Genomic DNA, 19404 nt, shown 5'->3' with positions numbered 1-19404 from the left:
AGAAGTTACTACTCTTAAGGCGGAAGCTGCTACAGACTGCGCGAAACACCGAAACGTGAAGGCAGAAGTTACTACTCTTAAGGCGGAAGCTGCTACAGACTGCACAAAACACCGAAACGTGAAAGCAAATCAAATTTATCTATCAGCATGAGAATTAAGTCGCACACGACATAACCCAATACGCTTGGGTTAAGGATAATTGTAGGTTGGGTTGAGGCAATGCGTTACCCAACAAAGCCGAGAGAATGTTGGGTTTCGTTCCTCAACCCAACCTACGCAAAATCAGGTTTTTAGCTCTAACCCAAGCGTATTGCGACATAACCAAGTAATCCCCGGATTTTTTATGAAATACCAAGTTGTTCTCCAACATAGTGAAGAAGATTGCGGCGCTGCTTGCCTTGCAACTATTGCCAAACATTACGGACGCACTTTGACTCTGAGCCGGGTACGAGAAGCGGTAGGCACGGGGTCACGAGGTACTACCCTGCTTGGTTTGAATCGAGGTGCAGAAGCTTTAGGATTTAATGTCCGCCAAGTCAAAGCTTCTGCTCAATTGATCGACAGTTTAGATAAAGCTCCAATGCCCGCAATCATACATTGGAAAGGTTACCACTGGGTAGTTTTATACGGGCAAAAAGGAAACAAATATGTGATTTGTGATCCTGGCGTTGGTATCCGCTACCTCAGTCGTAAGGAATTAGCCGAGGGTTGGAGTAATGGGATTATGCTGCTATTGATGCCAGATGACACCCGTTTTTACGAGCAGCCGGACGATAAAATGAGTGGCTTTGGACGCTATCTGGTGCGTGTTTGGCCCTATCGCTTCCTTCTGGGCCAGGCGATCGCCATCAATATTGTAATCGGACTTTTGTCTCTCGCCTATCCCTTGATGATGCAACTCCTCACTGATGATGTGCTAGTGCGGGGAGATACTCAACTATTAACTACCGTGGCAATTGGGGTAATTGCCATCAACTTGTTTAAAAGTGCAATTGGTTTGGTACAGTCTCACCTCATCGGTCACTTCGGTCAACGGCTGCAATTAGGAATGCTGCTGGACTACGGTCGAAAACTTTTACACTTGCCTTTATCTTACTTTGAAGGACATCGTAGTGGGGAAGTCGTCAGCCGAATTGGCGATATTAATGCCATCAATGGGTTAGTTTCCCAGATTGTCCTTGGCTTACCTAGCCAATTTTTTATTGCTCTAGTTTCCTTGAGCTTTATGCTGTTCTTGAGTTGGCAACTGACTCTAGCTTCTATACTCGCATTTGCCATCGTTACTTTAGTTAATCTGCTTTTCCTGCCCGCCTTGCGCCAGAAAACCCGTAAACTTATCGTTTTAGGCACTGAAAACCAAGGCTTTTTGGTGGAAACTTTTCGCGGTGTCCAAGTACTTAAAACCACCCAAGCAACTCCTCAAGCTTGGCAAGAGTATCAAACCAATTATGGTCGCCTCGCTAACTTGGGTTGGAGTACGATGAAATTGGGACTCTACAGCAGCACATTCACTAATATTCTTTCAAGTTTAACTAATATAGGTTTACTCTGGTTAGGCAGCTATTTAGTAATTAATCAAACATTATCCATTGGTCAGCTGCTAGCGTTTAACGGCATGAGTGGGAATTTTCTCGGTTTTTTGAGTTCAGTAATCGGGCTAGCTGATGAGTTTATTACTGCCCAAATTGTCATCCAACGAATGGCAGAAGTGATTGACGCTACCCCAGAAGACTTGAATGCAGAGAAAAAGCCTTGGGCAGCAATTTCCACTGATGCAAATATTATTTGCACTAAAGTTAACTTCCACCATGCTGGTAGAGTTGATTTGTTACAAGATTTTTCGTTGACTATCCCTAGCGGTAAAGTTATTGCTTTAATTGGTAAATCTGGTTGTGGTAAAAGTACCCTAGCCAAACTGATTGCTGGTTTATATTCCCTCCAGTCAGGCAATATCCGTTATGGCATCTATAACATACAAGACTTATCTGTAGAATGTCTGCGACAGCAGGTAGTCTTAGTACCGCAAGACCCGCACTTCTGGAGTCGCTCAATTTTTGATAACTTTCGCTTTAGCTATCCCGACATAACTTTTGAAGAAATTGTCACAGCTTGCCACATAGCAGGAGCTGATGAATTCATTAGCGAACTACCTGACAAGTATCATACCGTTTTAGGAGAATTTGGAGCTAATCTTTCTGGTGGACAACGCCAAAGATTAGCGATCGCTAGAGCAATAATTACTAACCCACCTATATTGATTTTGGATGAATCCACTGGCGCTCTCGATCCGGTGAGTGAAGCTGAAGTACTAGATCGACTGCTTACCTATCGCCAAGGCAAAACCACAATTTTAATTAGTCACCGCCCGAAAGTCATTGAGCGAGCCGATTGGATTGTATTACTAGAGAAAGGACGTTTGCAAATCCAAGGTTCTCCAGAAGAATTGCGCCAAATTGCTGGCGAACACTTGGGCTTCCTAGACGATGTTCGGTTATCAACTCCGAGTTTACTGGTGAAATCTTCCGGTCATGCTAATGGCAAATATGCCGCCATTAGTTAATACCATCTTCTTTCTTTGAGATTTTGGATTGCTCCTCGACCAAATAATTACTAATTCGTAATTCGTAATTCGTAATTCGTAATTCAAATCAAAAATCATCTCTTCCTCAATTTATTATGGTTAGTCAATCGAATTCTGTCTTGCTGCCCCAAGTTGAAGAAAACGATTTTCTTCCACCACTTGGTAATTGGACTACTATTGGCGGCGCGATCGCATTGGTTACTGTGACAATAGCAATTGCTGTAGCCTCTGTAACTAAATATAAAGTCATTGTTCAAGCACAGGCAAACCTGCGTCCGGCTGGTGAGTTGCGGCTCGTTCAGGCTGCTACGGAAGGCCCAGTTATGCGGATTTTTGTGAAAGAGAATCAGGTAGTGAAAACAGGAGATGCGATCGCTACTATTGATGACTCCCGCCTGCAAACCAAGAAGAGTCAACTAGAAAGTAGTATTGGGCAAATCAAATTACAACTGGTTCAAATCGACGCTCAAATTCATGCTCTTAATAACCAAGTTGTAGCCCAAACTGACAGCACCAAGCGTGCGGTTGCGGGCGCTGAAGCCCAATTGAGCAGTCGCAAGCGGGATTATCGAGATAAGCAAATTACTACTGTTAGTGATGTTCAAGAAGCCGCAGCGAATGTCAGAGCAGCAGATGCTGGTTTAAGAGCAGCCGAGTCAAAGCGAAACCGATATGAGAACGTAGCCAAAGTTGGAGCTTTGTCACAAGATCAATTCGAGGAAGCACAACTAGCTGTTCGCCAGCAAGAACAAGCACTCTCTGCTGCCAAAGCCAAATTGCAAAGCCTACAAGCTGCCCTGAATCCAACTCCAGCAGAAGTAGCGATCGCACAAGAACGCATTGCTCAAGAAAAAGCTACGGGGCAAGGTAACATCGCCACATTAAACAAAGAACGCAACGCGCTGATTCAGCAACGGATTGAAATGCAAAAACAGTTCGAGCATGATGGCCGCGAACTTAAACAGGTGAATATCGAACTTAAGGAGACGATCGTTTCTGCCACAGCAGACGGTGTTATCTCCAAACTCAACCTACGTAACCCCGGCCAAACATTGCGCCCTGGAGAAGAAATCGCCCAAATTGTTCCTACTTCTGCCCCCTTGGTAATTAAGGCAGTGGTAGAAACTGAGGAGAAAAGCAAGTTGAAGCCAGGACAAAACGTCCAAATGCGAGTTTCTGCCTGTCCCTATCCAGATTACGGTACTCTCAAAGGTAAAGTTAAATCAATTTCTCCAGATGCATTTTTCCCACCAACGAATAATGGTGCTTCTACAATGGCAACTACTCCCAAAGCTACTGCTGCCTTCTATGAGGTAACAATTGAACCTGAAACTCTTTCTTTAGGTCGAGGAAACAAACAATGTTCCGTTCAAATGGGAATGGAAGGCAGAGCCGAGATTATTTCTAAAGAAGAGACTGTACTCCAATTCTTTTTGAGAAAAGCAAGGCTAATTGTAGATGTTTGAGTTGTTACTCACTATTGGCGCAATCAAGAATGAGTTTGATGTCAGTCTTACTCTTGGTGAGTATTTAATTTACTGTATCCACCCAAGAAGAGTAGCCAAACTATTACAACTATCCAATGAATAATAACAGATGTCCATAAAGAACCTGTTTTAAAATATATAATGATGCAGAAACTTCCTAAGAGTGCTGCTAATAACAGAAAGACTGGATTAATGAATGTAGGAAACCCTGCTTTATACACTGTGATGGCTTCAAGAGGATGATAAATAACAAAAATTACTAAACTGAGACATCCCCATAGCCATTGGTCACTTATTGAAACATTTTCTGTCAAATGAGGAAGTAATAAAACACGAAAAAATAATTCTTCTGCTATTGCAGGGGCAAAAATAGAAATTATTATGATTTTAGCTGCTTCTAATGATGACTTTTGAAACAACTCAAACTTTAAAAATTTGAAATATAAGCCTATAGGCAAAGAAAGTACTGCAAATAATACTACTAATATTGCCGAGTATAGCCAAGCTTGAGGAGAAGGAATTGTTAAAATTGCGTGGTGTACACGGAAGATAAGCGTATTCATTTTTTACACTATAAGCAACACAGTAGGTTAGGTTGCCTAATACCCAATATCCAATGCCCCATTCCTAATTCCAATCCTGTTCTTCCTTCTTCCCGTGACTTTTGTAAATACCCCCCAGGTTGTGAATTTGGCGAGTTTTCTCATAAAGTTCGGCCTCGGTCAAACCCCACTGCTGCAAGACTTTATCAAGGTCTTTTTGGATATCTCTTGCCCCTGGAAACCCTTGATAACGCATTCGCAGCCTAGCTAATTCTGCTAAGTTATAGTCTGTCGCCTCTTGAGAGAGTAAAATATCAATAAGGGGGCGATCGCGGTTATAAAGAGGATGTTGTTGGTCTTTACCTGCGGGTGCATTAGTCATCATGAGTCAGTCCTGAGTGTCGTTAGCGGATAGTTATGGTTGAGCCAGTGCTGAGTCCTGAGTTTTAAGTTTAGCCCAGAGATGAGGAGCAGAAAAGGCAAAAGAAAATCATCTTCTGCACTGACAAGGTAATTGTCAAATTGAGAACTCCTGTACGCGATTAATCGCGTCTCTCCTGTACGCGATTAATCGCGTCTCTACTCCCAACTCTTCTTAGACGGCTACTACACCTGAGGTCTTACGGCTCTCACCACTGCCAGCTAACTTTAAATAAAGTTACATTAGTCCTTAAGAAAATACAAAAAACTTTAGATGAGGGTGAATTTTATCTCACCCAAAGTCCAAGCAGCTAGGGAGCAAGAACCCATTATGTTTGAACACTTCACTTCCGAAGCCATTAGAGTAATTATGTTAGCTCAGGAGGAAGCACGTCGCCTGGGACACAATTTTGTAGGAACTGAACAAATTCTCCTAGGTTTGATGGGAGAAGGAACTGGGGTTGCTGCTAAAGTGCTGGCGGAATTAGGCGTTACCCTCAAAGATGCACGTCGCGAGGTAGAAAAAATTATTGGTAGGGGTTCTGGCTTTGTACCACCAGAAATTCCTTTTACTCCTAAAGTAAAAAGCCTCTTCGAGCAATCGTTTAAAGAAGCTCATAGTCTGGGACAGAATTACATTAACACTGAACATCTACTCTTAGGATTGACCGAGGCTGGTGAAGGTGTTGCCGCCAAAGTACTGCAAAATCTAGGAGTTGACTTCAAGACTGTCCGCAGTGCCATAGTTCGCCGTTTGGGTGAAAATGCACCAGCTATAGCTGGTGGTGGTGGTCAAAAGCGCACTCAACCGCTAACTATGGAAGAGTTTGGTAGGAATTTGACCAAATTAGCACAAGAAGGCAGACTCGACCCTGTAGTTGGTCGCCAGAAGGAAATTGAGCGGGCGATCCAAATCCTTGGTCGCCGCACCAAGAATAACCCAGTGTTGATTGGAGAACCAGGAGTTGGTAAAACTGCGATCGCAGAAGGTCTAGCTCAACGAATTATCAACCAGGATGTTCCCGAAAGTTTGCAAGACAAGCAAGTTATCAGCCTCGATATGGGGTCATTGGTAGCTGGAACTCGCTTCCGTGGCGATTTTGAAGAACGCATCAAAAAAGTTGTGGAAGAAGTCCGCACTGTGGGCAATATCATCTTGGTGATTGACGAAATTCACACCTTGGTTGGCGCTGGTGGTACAGAAGGTGGTTTGGATGCAGCCAACATCCTCAAACCAGCCTTAGCACGGGGTGAACTCCAGTGCATCGGCGCAACTACCCTCGATGAGTATCGTAAGCATATCGAGCGCGATGCCGCCCTAGAGCGTCGTTTCCAACCAATCATGGTCGGGGAACCCTCAGTAGAGGAAACCGTACAAATTCTTTACGGCTTGCGCGGCGCTTACGAACAGCACCACAAAGTCACAATTTTGGATTCAGCACTTGTAGCAGCAGCAGAATTATCAGACCGCTACATTAGCGATCGCTTCTTGCCAGATAAGGCAATAGACTTGATTGATGAAGCTGGTTCTCGCGTTCGTTTGCGGAACTCTCAAAGTTCTCCGAATAAAGAACTCAAGCGTGAACTCGCTGGCGTTACCAAAGAAAAAGAAGCAGCAGTCAGAGTCCAAGATTTTGACAAAGCTACACAACTGCGCGACCAAGAGTTAAAACTCGCAGAACAACTGCAAGCAACGTTTGCACAAAACGATCAACCTGTCAACTCGACTGTAGTTGACGAAGAAGACATCGCCCAAATCGTTGCCTCTTGGACTGGCGTACCAGTCAACAAACTAACCGAATCTGAGTCAGAGTTGCTCCTGCACCTAGAAGACACTCTGCATCAACGGCTTATCGGTCAAGAGCAAGCAGTCTCGGCTGTATCTCGCGGTATCCGTCGCGCCCGTGTCGGCTTGAAGAATCCCAATCGTCCCATTGCTAGCTTTATCTTCTCTGGGCCTACCGGAGTCGGTAAAACAGAATTGGCGAAGGCACTAGCTGCCTACTTCTTCGGTGCGGAAGACTCCATGATTCGCCTAGATATGTCCGAATACATGGAAAGCCACACCGTCGCCAAGCTAATTGGTTCGCCTCCTGGTTATGTGGGATACGACGAAGGCGGACAGCTTACAGAAGCTGTGCGGCGGAAACCTTACACGGTATTGCTATTCGACGAAATCGAAAAAGCACACCCCGATGTATTCAATATGCTGCTGCAAATGTTGGATGACGGTCATCTTACCGATGCCAAAGGTCGGAAAGTGGACTTCAAGAACACGCTAATCATTTTGACTTCCAACATCGGTTCCAAGGTGATTGAAAAAGGTGGTAGTGGTTTAGGCTTTGACTTCGATACTCAAGCCGATGCTAGTTATAACCGCATCCGCACCTTGGTAAATGAGGAATTGAAAGCTTACTTCCGTCCTGAGTTCCTTAACCGTCTCGATGAAATTATCGTCTTCACCCAGCTTTCTAGGGATGAAGTTAAGCAAATCGCTGAGATTATGCTTCGTGAAGTTTCTAAGCGCTTGACAGAAAAGGGAATTATCTTAGAAGTTAGCGATCGCTTCAAAGAGCTTGTAGTCCAAGAAGGCTACAGCCCCAGCTACGGTGCTAGGCCATTACGTCGGGCAATTATGCGCCTTTTAGAAGATTCTCTCGCCGAAGCAATGCTGTCTGGTCAAATTACAGAAGGAGACACAGCGCTTATCGATGTTGATGATGACTCTCAGGTGAGAGTACAAAAATCAGAAAAACGAGAATTGCTCTTGGCAAATGTTGGCTAATTTTATACCAGATCGCTTTTTGCTGTAATATTTGAGAAACACTCCAGCCTCTTATGTAAGTAGAGGCAATGGCAGGGGCATCTCCGACAAACATAAAGTGAAATGGTATTATATCTCACCCCTAGTATAAATGCTGGGGGCTTATTTTTATGCAATTCCTTTTTAATGGCCAATACCCACCTACCCACAGCTGTTTATAATGAGTTTAGGACATAGCAGCAATATGATTGAAAATCAGAACTTCCACATAGTTAAAGATACTGTCAGAACTGATGAAAAAGGACGATTAACCTTGGGTACTGTTGCCAAAGCAAAGAGCTACCGAGTCCTCATCAATGACGCAGGACAAATTCTGCTAGACCCAGTTGTAAACATTCCAGAAAGAGAACTTTGGATATGGGAAAATTCTGTAGCTCGTACTTCGTTAGAAGTTGGTATAAAACAGGCAAGTTCTGGTGAACTTCACGACTTAGGCTCATTTACCCAGTATGCGGATCTAGAAATTGATGAATAGGGTGTCTCTACGACACAAAGATGTCACAAGGACACTAGCCCTGGACACTGATCTCAAAATATAATCTTTGTCACAAGGTTAATCTCCAACACTAAGCAATAGTGAATTTTAAGATAATATTTTCAACCGAGGCTAGTACAGCATTAGCTAATTTACAACAAACTGACTCTAAGAAGTACCAAAAAGTTTTAAAAACGCTGGGTTTAATGGAAATAAACCTGCGACACCCTAGTTTGAATACTCACAAATATGAATCTTTATCAGGGCCTAATGGAGAAGAAATTTTTGAAGCCTATGTAGAAAACAAAACACCTGCTGCTTTTCGAGTTTTTTGGTATTACGGTTCTGAACAAGGAGTTATATCATGTCCGGATAATTAGTTATGATTCCCACAGTCATTGCACCCCTCCCCTTAATCCCCTCCCCTTACTAAGGGGAGGGGAGACAAAGCGTAGCTTTGGCGGGGTGGGGTTCTCCGGGTTTAGTAAGTAATCAAGCGGACATGATATTATAACTATACTGACAATTACACCCCATCCTTAATAACACCGTTGAACTTCTTGTTAACGGTATAAATGGGGCATAATATTTTTATCTACAAATCATTGCGATATTGATTTCTCTGTTAACAATTCTGATGCTACTTCACTCTTAACTACATTATCAGAATCACCAGATTTAGAAAAACCATCTGCTACATCTTTGATAAAACCAGCTACAGGTACCGCGATTAGCAAACCCAAGACTCCACCAACATTGGTTCCTACAAGCAAAGCAATTAATACCCATATTGGTCTGATGCCAGTAAATTTACCTAAAAGCCGTGGTGCGATCGCTTGATCAATTAACTGGTCTATGACAACAGCTACTGCAAAAATCTTTACTGCTAGCCAAAAGTCATGTGTGGCTATTATTAAAGTTATTACAATAAGACTAACGACATCGCCAAAGGGAATTAAACTCAAAAGCCCAACCCCCAAACCAAAAAGTAAAGCAAACTGGACTTGAAAAGCTAAAAACAATAATGTTAATGAAACTCCCATCAGCAAAGCCAAACTTCCCTGACCAATCAAGTAATTTTGAAAGTTTTGTTGAATAGATTGGCTTACCTTCTGAGCAAAACTTCCAGGTAGCTTTTTAAATATCCCCTCCCAAATCCTTGGGCCATCTAACAACAGATAGAAAGTCAATACTATTGTGATTAATGCCTCAGAGATACTATCAATCGTATCTATGATAATACTTAAAAGTTTATCTGAAAGAAACTCTAATTCACTGGGTAATTGCTCAGTTAATCTGCTTAATAACTGACTTAAATTCACATTTAATTTGTGTGTAAAAAACCAATCATTTAAAATATGAAGTTTTTCTTTGCTAGAATCAATCCATTGGGGAAGGACTTTCACCATCTCATTAAATTGCTCTAAAACAATGGGAACCAAAGTAATACCCAGAGCCATAATAATTATCAATGCTGATATAAAAACTAATGCTACTGCATAGCTACGTTTAACTCCTCGCTTTTGGAGAATGGCAACAGGATAGTTTAAAACGAATGCAAGCAAAGTAGCTAAGACAAGAATTGTTACGACAGGTTGAAAGTTTTTAACCAGCAAAAATGCTAGCCAACCATTCAGAAACACTAAAGGAAATAACAGCGTAAAAATTAACCATCTAAGTAATTGATTCAGTGGAAAATTCATAATTAATTTAAAAGCGAAAATTATTCTAGTTACTAGATTGAACCGAGTAATTAAATCTACTCAAGAGGAAGTAAGTAGAGCGGCGTAAATAATTAAAGGTTCGTAGTGAGGACTAAAGTCCTCAAATAAGGACTAAAGTCCTCACTACGAACTAATTTCAATATTTTTTACATTACTTAACTTACTTTGATTTCTTCTCGCCTACTTACTTAGACAAGAAAAATCTTCCCCCATTCCCCATTCCCCATTCCCTATTCCCCACTCCCCACTCCCCACTCCCCACTCCCCATTATTCCAATCACTAACTTTCAGCGAAAGCTAAAAATTGCTCCTCATTTATTCGCCCTGCTTGATACAGAGTATTAGTAATTTCCGAAATAGTTAAAACTGCGTGACTGCGATAACCATTTTGCTGTAGCCTATCTTTCACCCCTTGTTCATGGTCGATAAATACCACAATATCATTAACATTTAATCCTGCTGATTCCAACTTTCCTGCCCCTTCCATAACACTTTTACCACTGATGAGAATATCGTCAACCACTACAACTGTTTCACCAGGATGAAAGTTACCCTCAATGACTCTCCGAGTTCCGTGTGCCTTTACCTCTTTACGGGGGAAAATCATCGGACAATGGAGGCGCAAAGCTAAACCAGTCGCAGTAGGTAAAGAACCATAGGGAATACCCGCTAACCTATCAAAAATGAGGTTCTTCAAAATATCCTCATAAGCTGTGAGAACTTGATTAAAAACTTGGGGATTGGAAATAATTTTGCGTAAGTCGATGTAATAAGGAAATATAGCTCCTGATGCTTGGACAAAGCTGCCAAACATAATGCAGTCAATATCATAAAGTTGTAAAATCAAATCCTGGTGGGGGTGCTGATTTAGGAAACAAACATCAGGAAACCACACAGAACATGTGGAATTTTCGTGAATAATCTCAGCTTTAATTTGATTAATTTCTGCGCGTAGAGACTGGATTTCCTCAGATAGTTGTGTGTTTCCCAACATATCTTGAGGAACAGGAATCAGCAAACCATCACCGTTAGTATTCAAGCCCGCTTCTAAAATTTGCTTCAGGTTTGCGCCTTCCGCCCAGATGCTACGCGCCATAATAATTCGTTCAGGCGCGATCGCTCGAATAAGTGCTAAAATCTCAGGATTTGTAGTTCCCACTTCCAAACCCAATTGCTCTGGAGTTCCCCAGGTTTTTGATTCTCTTACCACCTGTAAATAAAGGGGTGATTCGTTTGTAGGATATTGCTGTAAAGCTTCTGCACTTGGATTAGAAGTACAGCATAAAATAAACACCGCTTTATCAGGATAGACTAAAAAAGGTGCTACATGATCTTGTCCTGTATAGGGGCTGAGAGTGATTGCATCCACCTGCCATTGTTTAAACACAGTTTGGGCAAAAATGGTACTAGTATTTAAGTCACTGTGTTTGGCATCTAAAATTACTGGAATATGGGCTGGAATAGCTGCTAAGGTTTTGTACAGCAATTCTAAACCGGGAATACCTAGCGCCTCGTAGAAGCCAAGTGTCGGTTTATAAGCACAAACGAAATCAGAAGTTTCCGCAATAATGAATTGCAACCACTTCCACAAACCAATGATGAGTTCTTCAGATTCATAACGCACAGGCATCATTTCTGGATTTGGATCAAGTCCTACAAATAGTAAGCTTTGATTTTGCAAGATATTACGATTCAATTTATCAAAAAAGTTCATTTTTTTTATTTAAAAAAGAGTCATTAGTCATTGGTCATTAGTCATTGGTCATTAGTCCCCGCGTTTCCCTATCTCCATGACCAAATAATTACTAATTCGTAATTCGTAATTCGTAATTCGTAATTAAAGGTACAGAGCAACTAACTAACATTTTATGGAGACAAATAAATTTATTCCTTATTTCAGAGCAAGCGACTTCAGTCGTGGGGTAATAATTACGAATTACGAATTATAAATTACGAATTATTTTGACCATAGTTTATTTACCAAAACATTGATTCTGTTAATTCAGTACCACCAGCTTTCCGCCCTAATCGAGAGTGAATTGCTACAAATAAGATAACCATCGGCACTGAGGCAAAGTGAACAATTCGCAATGCTTGCCAATCGCCAAACAAATCCACAATCCAGGGAAATTGAGCAGGTTTATACATTCCTATTCCTGTCAATAACGCTAGCAGCAAGATAGGAATAATTGCTGTATACGCAATCCGATGCCAAGCATAAATTAGACGTTTGGAATTGTGACTTTTTTGTAATGCTTTGAAGTCATTAGCACCTACAAAGCGATGTCGCCAGCGTCGGGTAATTAAAACGTAAATTCCATACCACAGGAGATTCAGTGAAAATAGCCACATTGCTGCAAAATGCCAGTGTCTACCTCCTGCGAGCCAACCTCCTAACGTAAATATCGGAGGAATGTGCAAACCTGCACGTCCACCAAAAACAGGGTTGGCGTTGTAAATTTGTAGTCCACTGGTGAGCATGATAAATAGACTAATGATGTTACACCAGTGGAAAATTTTGGCTCCTATTGCTTGGGTGGGTGGCTTTCGAGTTTGAGAGGGGGTCAAAGTCATAGATTTTGACTGATAAAATTTGTTGTTTATCTGTCTTGGGTAAATAGTCCAGCAAATTTGGGGGTGGACATTACTCACCTTTATTTTCCCATCCTATGACTCAGTATTCTGACATTGATGGTTTACCATCTGCTGTTTTAAATGTCAGTTTAGGTGTGGCTAAGGTTGTTTTAAGCTAAATTTTCAAAATTGGGCGATGTCTACAACGGGCTGTTGAGTGATGCTGCTAAGATGCTGTAAGCTGTTTTAGTGCCCACGATCAAAGATATTCTATGCAGTGTATCCCTAGCGGCGATCGCTAATCGGACTGATATGAAGGAAACATGGATTTCTGAGCGCCGGATGATTCAATTGCCTGGATTAACTATTGATCGTCATATTTCAGCACCGAACGAGCTTGAATTCCCCGGATGCAACCATCATCTCCTTTGTCTTTTGTTAAGCGATTGCAATCAACAAAAAATCACTCGCATCGGTGAACAAAAATCGGAAAAACCTCAAGCCAAAGAGGATTTCTGGATTTGTCCTGCAAAGATGTCGGGGCTTTGGGCATGGGATAGTACTGATGAATCGCTGATGTTTGTGATTGATCCACTGTTTTTGTCTCGAACGGCAGAAGAAGTTGGTGGGCTGAATGAAAACAAAGTGGAATTGCTCAGTAAGGTAAGTGCCCATGATCCACAGATTAAAGCGATCGCTTGTTTGTTTCAAGCAGAATTTGACACGGGTGGAATCGGTGGTTATCTTTATGCCGAATCGCTGGCAGAGGTGTTGATCGTTCACTTGCTGCGACAATACTGTGCATTTTCACCAAAAATACAGCCCAACGTGGGAGGTATGCCTAACAATCGACTCCAGGCAGTGTTGGACTACATTGACAGCTATTTGGATCGACCGCTACATCTGGTTGAACTAGCAGAAATTTCAGGCATGAGTCAATATTATTTTTGCAGATTATTTAAACAGTCAATGGGTGTAGCACCCTATCAATATGTGCTTGGGCAACGAATGGAAAAAGCTAAAGAACTATTGCAACAAAAAAAATATGCGATCGCAGAAATTGCTTTGCTCGTTGGTTGTGCAGACCAAAGCCGCTTTACAAGACATTTTAAAAAATATGTCGGAGTCACACCCAGGATGTTTTTAAAGAAAAATTAGAATGGGTACATCTGGTTTGGGAAGTTCTAAATTAGTCAGTACTCCTTTACTGATTGCTGTTACAGTAGTCTGTTCGCAATAAAACAATAAATTGCATTCCATCACTTCCTCGCTCAAATGATTGCTGATACTGGAATCCCAATTTCTGCCATACCCGTATCGCACGCTTGTTGAATGCTGCGATCGTTACCCGAAAAGTTTTTGGTTTAAATAAACTCTCTGCAAATTCCAATACGGCATTAGCATACTCAGCACCCTTTCTTTGTCCGGTCAAGTCAGGGCGAATTCCCATGCCAATATCCAACGCCTGATTATGGTAATTACCACCAGTGACCTGTCCATCTTGTCCAAATGAACAGTAAGCTACTAACTCGCTATTTTCATCCATAATGCTGTAGAAGGTATTCTGGGGGTGAAGAATATGTTGTAGTAGATTAGCTTCATCCTCTAAGTAGTTGTATAAATCATAGGGTGGCTGATATCGCCAACTTAGGATAGCGCGTGCGTTACTCTCGTCGATTAGGTGAAACGTAAACATTACTACTGTGCTGTTTGTACTACCCTTATACTCCCCTAGCCCTAACCTTACGCTTAGTAGAACTCCGCGATACGAATCCCGTAGGCGTAGCCCGCCGTAGGCATCGCAAGAATGACCTAAATCATGATTAGATATAGCAAGAAAAGTCTATCGTTTATCCAGTAGCACATTGTACCTTCATTTGTGGGATCTACGACTGATGAACACACACCAGTGAAAGCGATTAATTAAGGGTACACCAAAAAATTTTATGAGAAGAATTAGTCGTATATTGCTTTCTGTCGTTCTCGTCAGCACTGCTGTAGTTTCCGTAGCGGTAGATTGGAACGCGACTCACCTCTTTAACCCCGAATGGCATCCCCATGCTAAATTCCATGATGCAGTGATGCTATGGTTACTGAGTGGAATGAGTATTGTGGCGCTGTGGTTACTATGGCGACGAACTACCGAACCTGACATCGGTTACACCGTCGCAATGTTAGTACCTGTGACCTTCTGGTCGCCCTTTTTCTTTGTGACGCTAGTGATTCCTGGAACCAGTTTGCAAGCCGATCTTAAAGAAGCTCCACCAATTATAGGAGGCATTCCCATTTATCCTAACGTTGCTGTTGCAACAGTCAGCGTTATTTTGGCGTTGATTGGCTATGGTTTGTACCGCGCTTCTAAGTCGGAAGCGAGTGGTCTATGAACAGGCTGATCCTGGTTTTCGGTTTGGCATTGCTAGTTAGTTTTCTGCCGAGTCAACCAGCCGTGGCTCACATCGGACATGGTAGCTTTCTGATGCAAAACCTGGCTCAGATGACCCTCTCTCCATCTTTAATGTTCAGTGGTATCGGCATCGCGCTGATGGCGGGAGCCGGACACGCTCTTTCACCTGGACACGGAAAAACGATGGTAGCAGCATATCTCGTTGGTTCGCGGGGTACTCCTAAGCAAGCAGTTGTGCTGGGGCTGGTGACAACCCTTACCCACACAATCAGCGTTTTTGCACTCGGTATTTTAGCCTTGTTATTATCTCAATATATTTTACCAGAGCAATTGTATCCATTTCTCAGTTTACTGAGCGGATTGATGGTCTGTAGTGTTGGTTTTTGGTTACTTGATCGCTATCTCAACCCCGCACCCAAACATCATCATCACACTCACAATGATTCTGCTTATCATCATCACACTCACAACGATCGCCATCATTCTGCAAATTCTCAAGTTACGTTACAGTCTCTTTTAACTCTGGGAATCGCTGGTGGTCTAGTTCCTTGCCCGTCAGCGCTGGTATTATTGTTGAGTGCGATTGCACTTCACCAAACTGCATACGGTTTAATCTTGGTGTGTGCATTCAGTGTGGGATTAGCAATCGTACTAGTAACCATTGGTTTAGTCATTATTTATGCTCACCAATGGCTGAAGGGTTTTTCATGGGTGCAACCATTACAGCAGTATACGCCGATAATTAGTGCGATCGCGGTAATTGTCGTAGGAAGTGTACTGATGGCTTGTGCTGTAATTTAGGTGTAAAAAAGACAAGACTAAATCTATCGAACTTAGGTATTGTGAATGCGAAGGCCGCCTTGTTAATGCATCGACTTGCAAAAATTAACACGTTCTGCCCAAGGTTAATTACCTAAAAACTGGCGTGTTTTCTAATAGCGGTATAGTGTCTTGCTGTTGTATTCATCTCAATCACCAACTCTGTGCCTTGACCTAATTGAGAATTACACTTAAGTTTACCTTGATGTTTTTCAACTATAATTTGCCGACTAATTGATAGTCCTAGCCCTTGACTTTTGCCTACTGGTTTAGTCGTAAAAAATGGTTCAAATATCTGTCTTTGAATATGGGGAAGTATGCCTTTGCCATTGTCAGAAATGCGAATTATAACTTTGTGTTTTTTTCCTAGTAGTTTATCATTTACCCAAAGTTCATTACTATTGACTAATGATAAATGACTGCTAATAATTTCTGTATGAATAAAAATATTGGGAGTAAAGGAATAATCATGTTTCATCCTTTCTTCTAAGGCATCAATGGCATTAGTCAAAATGTTCATAAATACCTGATTTAGTTCACCAGGGTAACACTCGATTAAGGGCAATTCCCCAAAGTTTTTAATTACTTCAATCCCGGCTCTATCAGGCTTTTCTTTCAAACGATGCTGCAAAATCCTTAGAACACTATCAAGTCCTTCATGGAGGTCAACCTTTTTCATTTGACTTTCGTCAGAGTTTGAAAAATTCTGCAAGGCGAAAACAATTTCTTTAACGCGCTCAGATCCGGCTCGCATTGACCACAGCAGTTTCAAAAAGTCTTTCTTCACGAAACCAAGGTCAAGGCGTTGCAGCTGTAAGGCTATGACTGGTGTCGGTGTGGGATAGTGATGTTGGTAAAGTTCAATGATTCTGATTAAGTCTTCAGCGTATTGACTCGCAGGATGGAGATTGCCGTAGATGAAGCTAACGGGGTTGTTAATTTCGTTAGTCATATCCGCCACCAGTTGACCGAGGTTAGCCATTTTCTGGTTCTGCAATAACTGCTTTTGGGTATATTTGAGTTCTTCGAGGGTAGTTTCTAGCTGCTGTGATTTTTCCCTAACTTGGTCTTCGGTAGACTGGAGTTGTTCAAATAGTTGGTATTGTTGAGTAGCGTAGGCGCAGCCCGTCGTAGACATCGCTTTATCCTGAGTAATATCCTTGTGCGTCCCCGCCATCCGCACTGGCTTACCGAATTCATCCCACTGAAATACTTTCCCACAAGCCAGAATCCACTTCCACTCACCGGATTTAGTCAACATTCGCAATTCGACTTCAAACACAGGTGTGCATCCTTCCAGATAATCGTGCAATACCTGGCGAATTCTTGGTAAATCCTGTGGATGTACAAGTTGCTCAAAGGATTTATAGTCATTATCGATTTCGTCTACTCCATACCCCAGAATGCCTTTCCACTGAGGATCATAATAGGTTTTATTGGTTATTAGATTCCAATCCCACAACCCCAAGCCACTGGCTATTAATGCCATTTGTAAAGCGGCTTGTGAGCATTGACAAGTATCTAAATTTTCTTGAGATAAGTCTTTTGTTTCTGGGAAACTCTGGGAATCTTGTACTGATAGAGCTTCCGGTTCATGGGTAACGGGTTTTTCGATATGCATAGCTGCTGGTACGATGAGGAAGATATCCTGTAGCTCTCTCTACGCTGTCTTAGCACCCTGACGATCCAGTTATAGACAGGACTTACGCAAACAATAGTCGAAACCCTTATTTCACGTAGGGGCAATTCATGAATTGCCCCTGAGCGCGTGTACTTTTGCGTAAGTCCTAATAGATAAATCGTCTACTTAGTTGATTAGGCTGTCACTGCCCATATCATCAATTTGGATGGAATTTAGAAAAAGGTAATGCGATCGCAGTGGCCATTTTTAGAAAAAATAGCTCCATTGTGTGCATCTACATTCTAAGATATGTCTAAAAAAAGTAGTTAAAATCACATATAATTACCTAAAAACTCGAAAAAATTTGTAAAAAAAATTCTATGCTGAAGTCACGTCAAATTTTTCAGGATACAAAAAAATTGTCAAGCTTTGTTTGTAGATTTTTGGGAAAGGACTGGCTGCTATCCATAGAAGCCAGGTTACATTGAGTTCCAAAGAATAATGGTGTGAGAAAATTTCATGCTTTAGAGCCGATGAGTAATGACTATAGATGAAGTAGTATTGCTACTAAAAGCCAGTCAAGCAACCGGTTTAACGACACTCCAAGAGATTATATTGCGTTCTTCGTGGGAAGGAAAAACCTACACAAATATAGCCTGTGAAGCTGACTACGACGAGGAACGTGTCAGGAAAATTGCTGCTCATTTATGGCAATTACTGAGTAATTTTTGCAAAGAACCGATAAATAAATCAAACTTCCGCCAGAGTGTAGAAAATCACCGTCTTAGCAAAGCGCATCAACAGTTAGTTAAGGAATTCAATAAAGCAGCCACGGCTATATCCTTAGAATTTCCTAGTGGCCCAGTATCCCTTAATTCCAGATTCTACATCCCTCGCCCGCCAATTGAGGAACTCGCCTACGCAGAAATGGCTAAACCTGGGAGTGTCATCTGCATCAAAGCACCGAAGAAGATGGGGAAAAGCTCTCTGATTTTGCGGTTGCTTGCACGCGCTAACAATCAAGGCTTTCGCACCGTGACGTTGGACTTTCAGCAAGCAGATAAAGCAGTATTTGCCAGTTTGGATACATTTCTGCGCTGGTTCTGTACAAACGTCAGTCGGGAGTTACAGCTAGAACCAAAACTTAATGATTATTGGAATGAAGATATGGATAGCAAAGTCAGTTGCTTTATCTATTTCCAAGAATATTTACTGTCTGCGCCAGAAACTCCCCTTGTTTTGGTATTGGATGAGGTGGACTGGGTGTTTGAGCATCAAGAAATTGTTGAAGAATTGTTACCATTGGTGCGATCGTGGTATGAACAAGCCAAAGGGGTAGAAGTTTGGCAAAAACTGCGTCTAGTTCTGGTTTATTCAACGGAAATTCTCGTTCCGATAAAACTGACTCAATCACCATTTAATATTGGTTTACCGATTAATTTATCTCCCTTTACAAGAGAGCAGGTGCTGGATTTGGCACTACGTCACGGCTTGGATTGGACAAATGGTAAAAACGTCGAGAGTTTAATGGCAATGGTGGGAGGATATCCTTATTTGGTGCGATTGGCTTTTTATCACCTTGTGGGTAAAGGGGGACTAGAAAGGGATTTAGAACAGCTATTGCAAGAAACACCCACAGAAGCAGGAATTTATCACGAGTATTTAAAGCAGTTTGTGTTAGTGCTACAAGATGAGCCAGAATTGCAAAATGCTTTTTATGAGGTAATTAACGCTACAAATTATGTGCAATTAGAGCCAGCATTGGCATGTAAATTACAGAGTATGGGGCTAATTAATTTAGAAGGCGATCGCAGTACTGTTGCGTGTGAATTATATCGTTTATATTTCCGACAATATCTGAAAAAAAGTGAGAGTTTAAATAATAATCGTATTGAACACTTGTTTTAATTGCGATGTCTCTTGACTCGCCCCT

Annotated in this window: 16 protein-coding genes; 9 read left to right on the top strand and 7 right to left on the bottom strand. The window is 41.8% G+C overall.

Annotation, left to right across the window (positions count from 1 at the left end):
* Positions 1-343: 343 nt before the first annotated feature.
* Together LC653_RS27195 and LC653_RS27190 are read left to right on the top strand one after the other, a co-directional pair.
* Positions 344-2560, top strand: coding sequence for a peptidase domain-containing ABC transporter (locus tag LC653_RS27195; protein WP_229497785.1), 2217 nt, complete (start codon positions 344-346; stop codon positions 2558-2560).
* A gap of 116 nt (positions 2561-2676) precedes the next feature.
* The gene (locus LC653_RS27190; protein ID WP_229497784.1) at positions 2677-4047 is read left to right on the top strand and encodes an HlyD family secretion protein; all 1371 of its coding nucleotides are present in this window, start codon (positions 2677-2679) and stop codon (positions 4045-4047) included.
* Positions 4048-4094: 47 nt separating this feature from the next.
* Here the strand turns inward: LC653_RS27190 and LC653_RS27185 are convergent, their stop codons facing one another.
* Positions 4095-4631 (bottom strand): CPBP family glutamic-type intramembrane protease, encoded by a 537-nt coding sequence (locus LC653_RS27185; RefSeq protein ID WP_229497783.1) that lies wholly within the window; start codon positions 4629-4631, stop codon positions 4095-4097.
* A 64-nt stretch (positions 4632-4695) separates the two neighbouring features.
* Positions 4696-4992 (bottom strand): DUF3288 family protein, encoded by a 297-nt coding sequence (locus LC653_RS27180; RefSeq protein ID WP_229497790.1) that lies wholly within the window; start codon positions 4990-4992, stop codon positions 4696-4698.
* A gap of 369 nt (positions 4993-5361) precedes the next feature.
* Between LC653_RS27180 and LC653_RS27175 the strand changes: the two genes are divergently transcribed.
* The 3 genes from LC653_RS27175 to LC653_RS27165 all read left to right on the top strand — a co-directional run bounded on the left by LC653_RS27175 (position 5362) and on the right by LC653_RS27165 (position 8709).
* Positions 5362-7815: an ATP-dependent Clp protease ATP-binding subunit gene (locus LC653_RS27175; RefSeq protein ID WP_233718575.1), complete on the top strand. Its 2454-nt coding sequence runs from the start codon at positions 5362-5364 to the stop codon at positions 7813-7815.
* Between the two features lie 223 nt (positions 7816-8038).
* Complete coding sequence (locus tag LC653_RS27170; protein WP_229497782.1) at positions 8039-8329, top strand: hypothetical protein; 291 nt, start codon at positions 8039-8041, stop codon at positions 8327-8329.
* A gap of 101 nt (positions 8330-8430) precedes the next feature.
* Positions 8431-8709 carry a hypothetical protein gene (locus LC653_RS27165; protein WP_229497781.1) on the top strand — a complete coding sequence of 93 codons (279 nt, stop codon included), beginning with the start codon at positions 8431-8433 and terminating at the stop codon, positions 8707-8709.
* Between the two features lie 222 nt (positions 8710-8931).
* Here LC653_RS27165 and LC653_RS27160 read toward each other — a convergent pair whose 3' ends face one another.
* From LC653_RS27160 to LC653_RS27150, 3 genes are all read right to left on the bottom strand, one after another.
* The gene (locus LC653_RS27160) at positions 8932-10032 is read right to left on the bottom strand and encodes an AI-2E family transporter (RefSeq protein ID WP_229497780.1); all 1101 of its coding nucleotides are present in this window, start codon (positions 10030-10032) and stop codon (positions 8932-8934) included.
* Between the two features lie 301 nt (positions 10033-10333).
* A complete protein-coding gene (locus LC653_RS27155) occupies positions 10334-11767 on the bottom strand; it encodes a bifunctional orotidine-5'-phosphate decarboxylase/orotate phosphoribosyltransferase (RefSeq protein WP_229497779.1) in 1434 nt (477 codons plus the stop codon).
* A 263-nt stretch (positions 11768-12030) separates the two neighbouring features.
* The gene (locus LC653_RS27150) at positions 12031-12627 is read right to left on the bottom strand and encodes a cytochrome b/b6 domain-containing protein (RefSeq protein WP_229484066.1); all 597 of its coding nucleotides are present in this window, start codon (positions 12625-12627) and stop codon (positions 12031-12033) included.
* 249 nt (positions 12628-12876) lie between these two features.
* Between LC653_RS27150 and LC653_RS46970 the strand changes: the two genes are divergently transcribed.
* Positions 12877-13785 (top strand): helix-turn-helix transcriptional regulator, encoded by a 909-nt coding sequence (locus LC653_RS46970; RefSeq protein ID WP_229497778.1) that lies wholly within the window; start codon positions 12877-12879, stop codon positions 13783-13785.
* A gap of 46 nt (positions 13786-13831) precedes the next feature.
* Here the strand turns inward: LC653_RS46970 and LC653_RS27140 are convergent, their stop codons facing one another.
* Positions 13832-14323, bottom strand: a complete 492-nt coding sequence (locus LC653_RS27140) for a GNAT family N-acetyltransferase (RefSeq protein ID WP_229497777.1) — start codon at positions 14321-14323, stop codon at positions 13832-13834.
* Positions 14324-14573: 250 nt separating this feature from the next.
* On the opposite strand from LC653_RS27140, the gene LC653_RS27135 reads away from it, so the two are divergent.
* Complete coding sequence (locus LC653_RS27135) at positions 14574-15011, top strand: DUF6640 family protein (RefSeq protein ID WP_229497776.1); 438 nt, start codon at positions 14574-14576, stop codon at positions 15009-15011.
* Positions 15008-15832: a nickel/cobalt transporter gene (locus LC653_RS27130; RefSeq protein ID WP_229497775.1), complete on the top strand. Its 825-nt coding sequence runs from the start codon at positions 15008-15010 to the stop codon at positions 15830-15832. The genes LC653_RS27135 and LC653_RS27130 overlap by 4 nt, the downstream gene beginning before the upstream one ends.
* Positions 15833-15944: 112 nt before the next feature.
* On the opposite strand, the gene LC653_RS27125 is transcribed toward LC653_RS27130, so the two are convergent.
* Positions 15945-17471, bottom strand: coding sequence for a PAS domain-containing sensor histidine kinase (locus tag LC653_RS27125; RefSeq protein WP_229497774.1), 1527 nt, complete (start codon positions 17469-17471; stop codon positions 15945-15947).
* Between the two features lie 540 nt (positions 17472-18011).
* Between LC653_RS27125 and LC653_RS27120 the strand changes: the two genes are divergently transcribed.
* Positions 18012-19379, top strand: coding sequence for an AAA-like domain-containing protein (locus LC653_RS27120; RefSeq protein ID WP_229497773.1), 1368 nt, complete (start codon positions 18012-18014; stop codon positions 19377-19379).
* The last annotated feature ends 25 nt before the right edge of the window (positions 19380-19404 follow it).

Origin of the sequence: Nostoc mirabile CHAB5784 (assembly GCF_020829645.1) — a bacterium.
Lineage (GTDB): Bacteria > Cyanobacteriota > Cyanobacteriia > Cyanobacteriales > Nostocaceae > Nostoc > Nostoc mirabile.
Note: the sequence above shows the minus strand (reverse complement) of the source record. Positions and strands in the feature narration are given on the sequence as shown.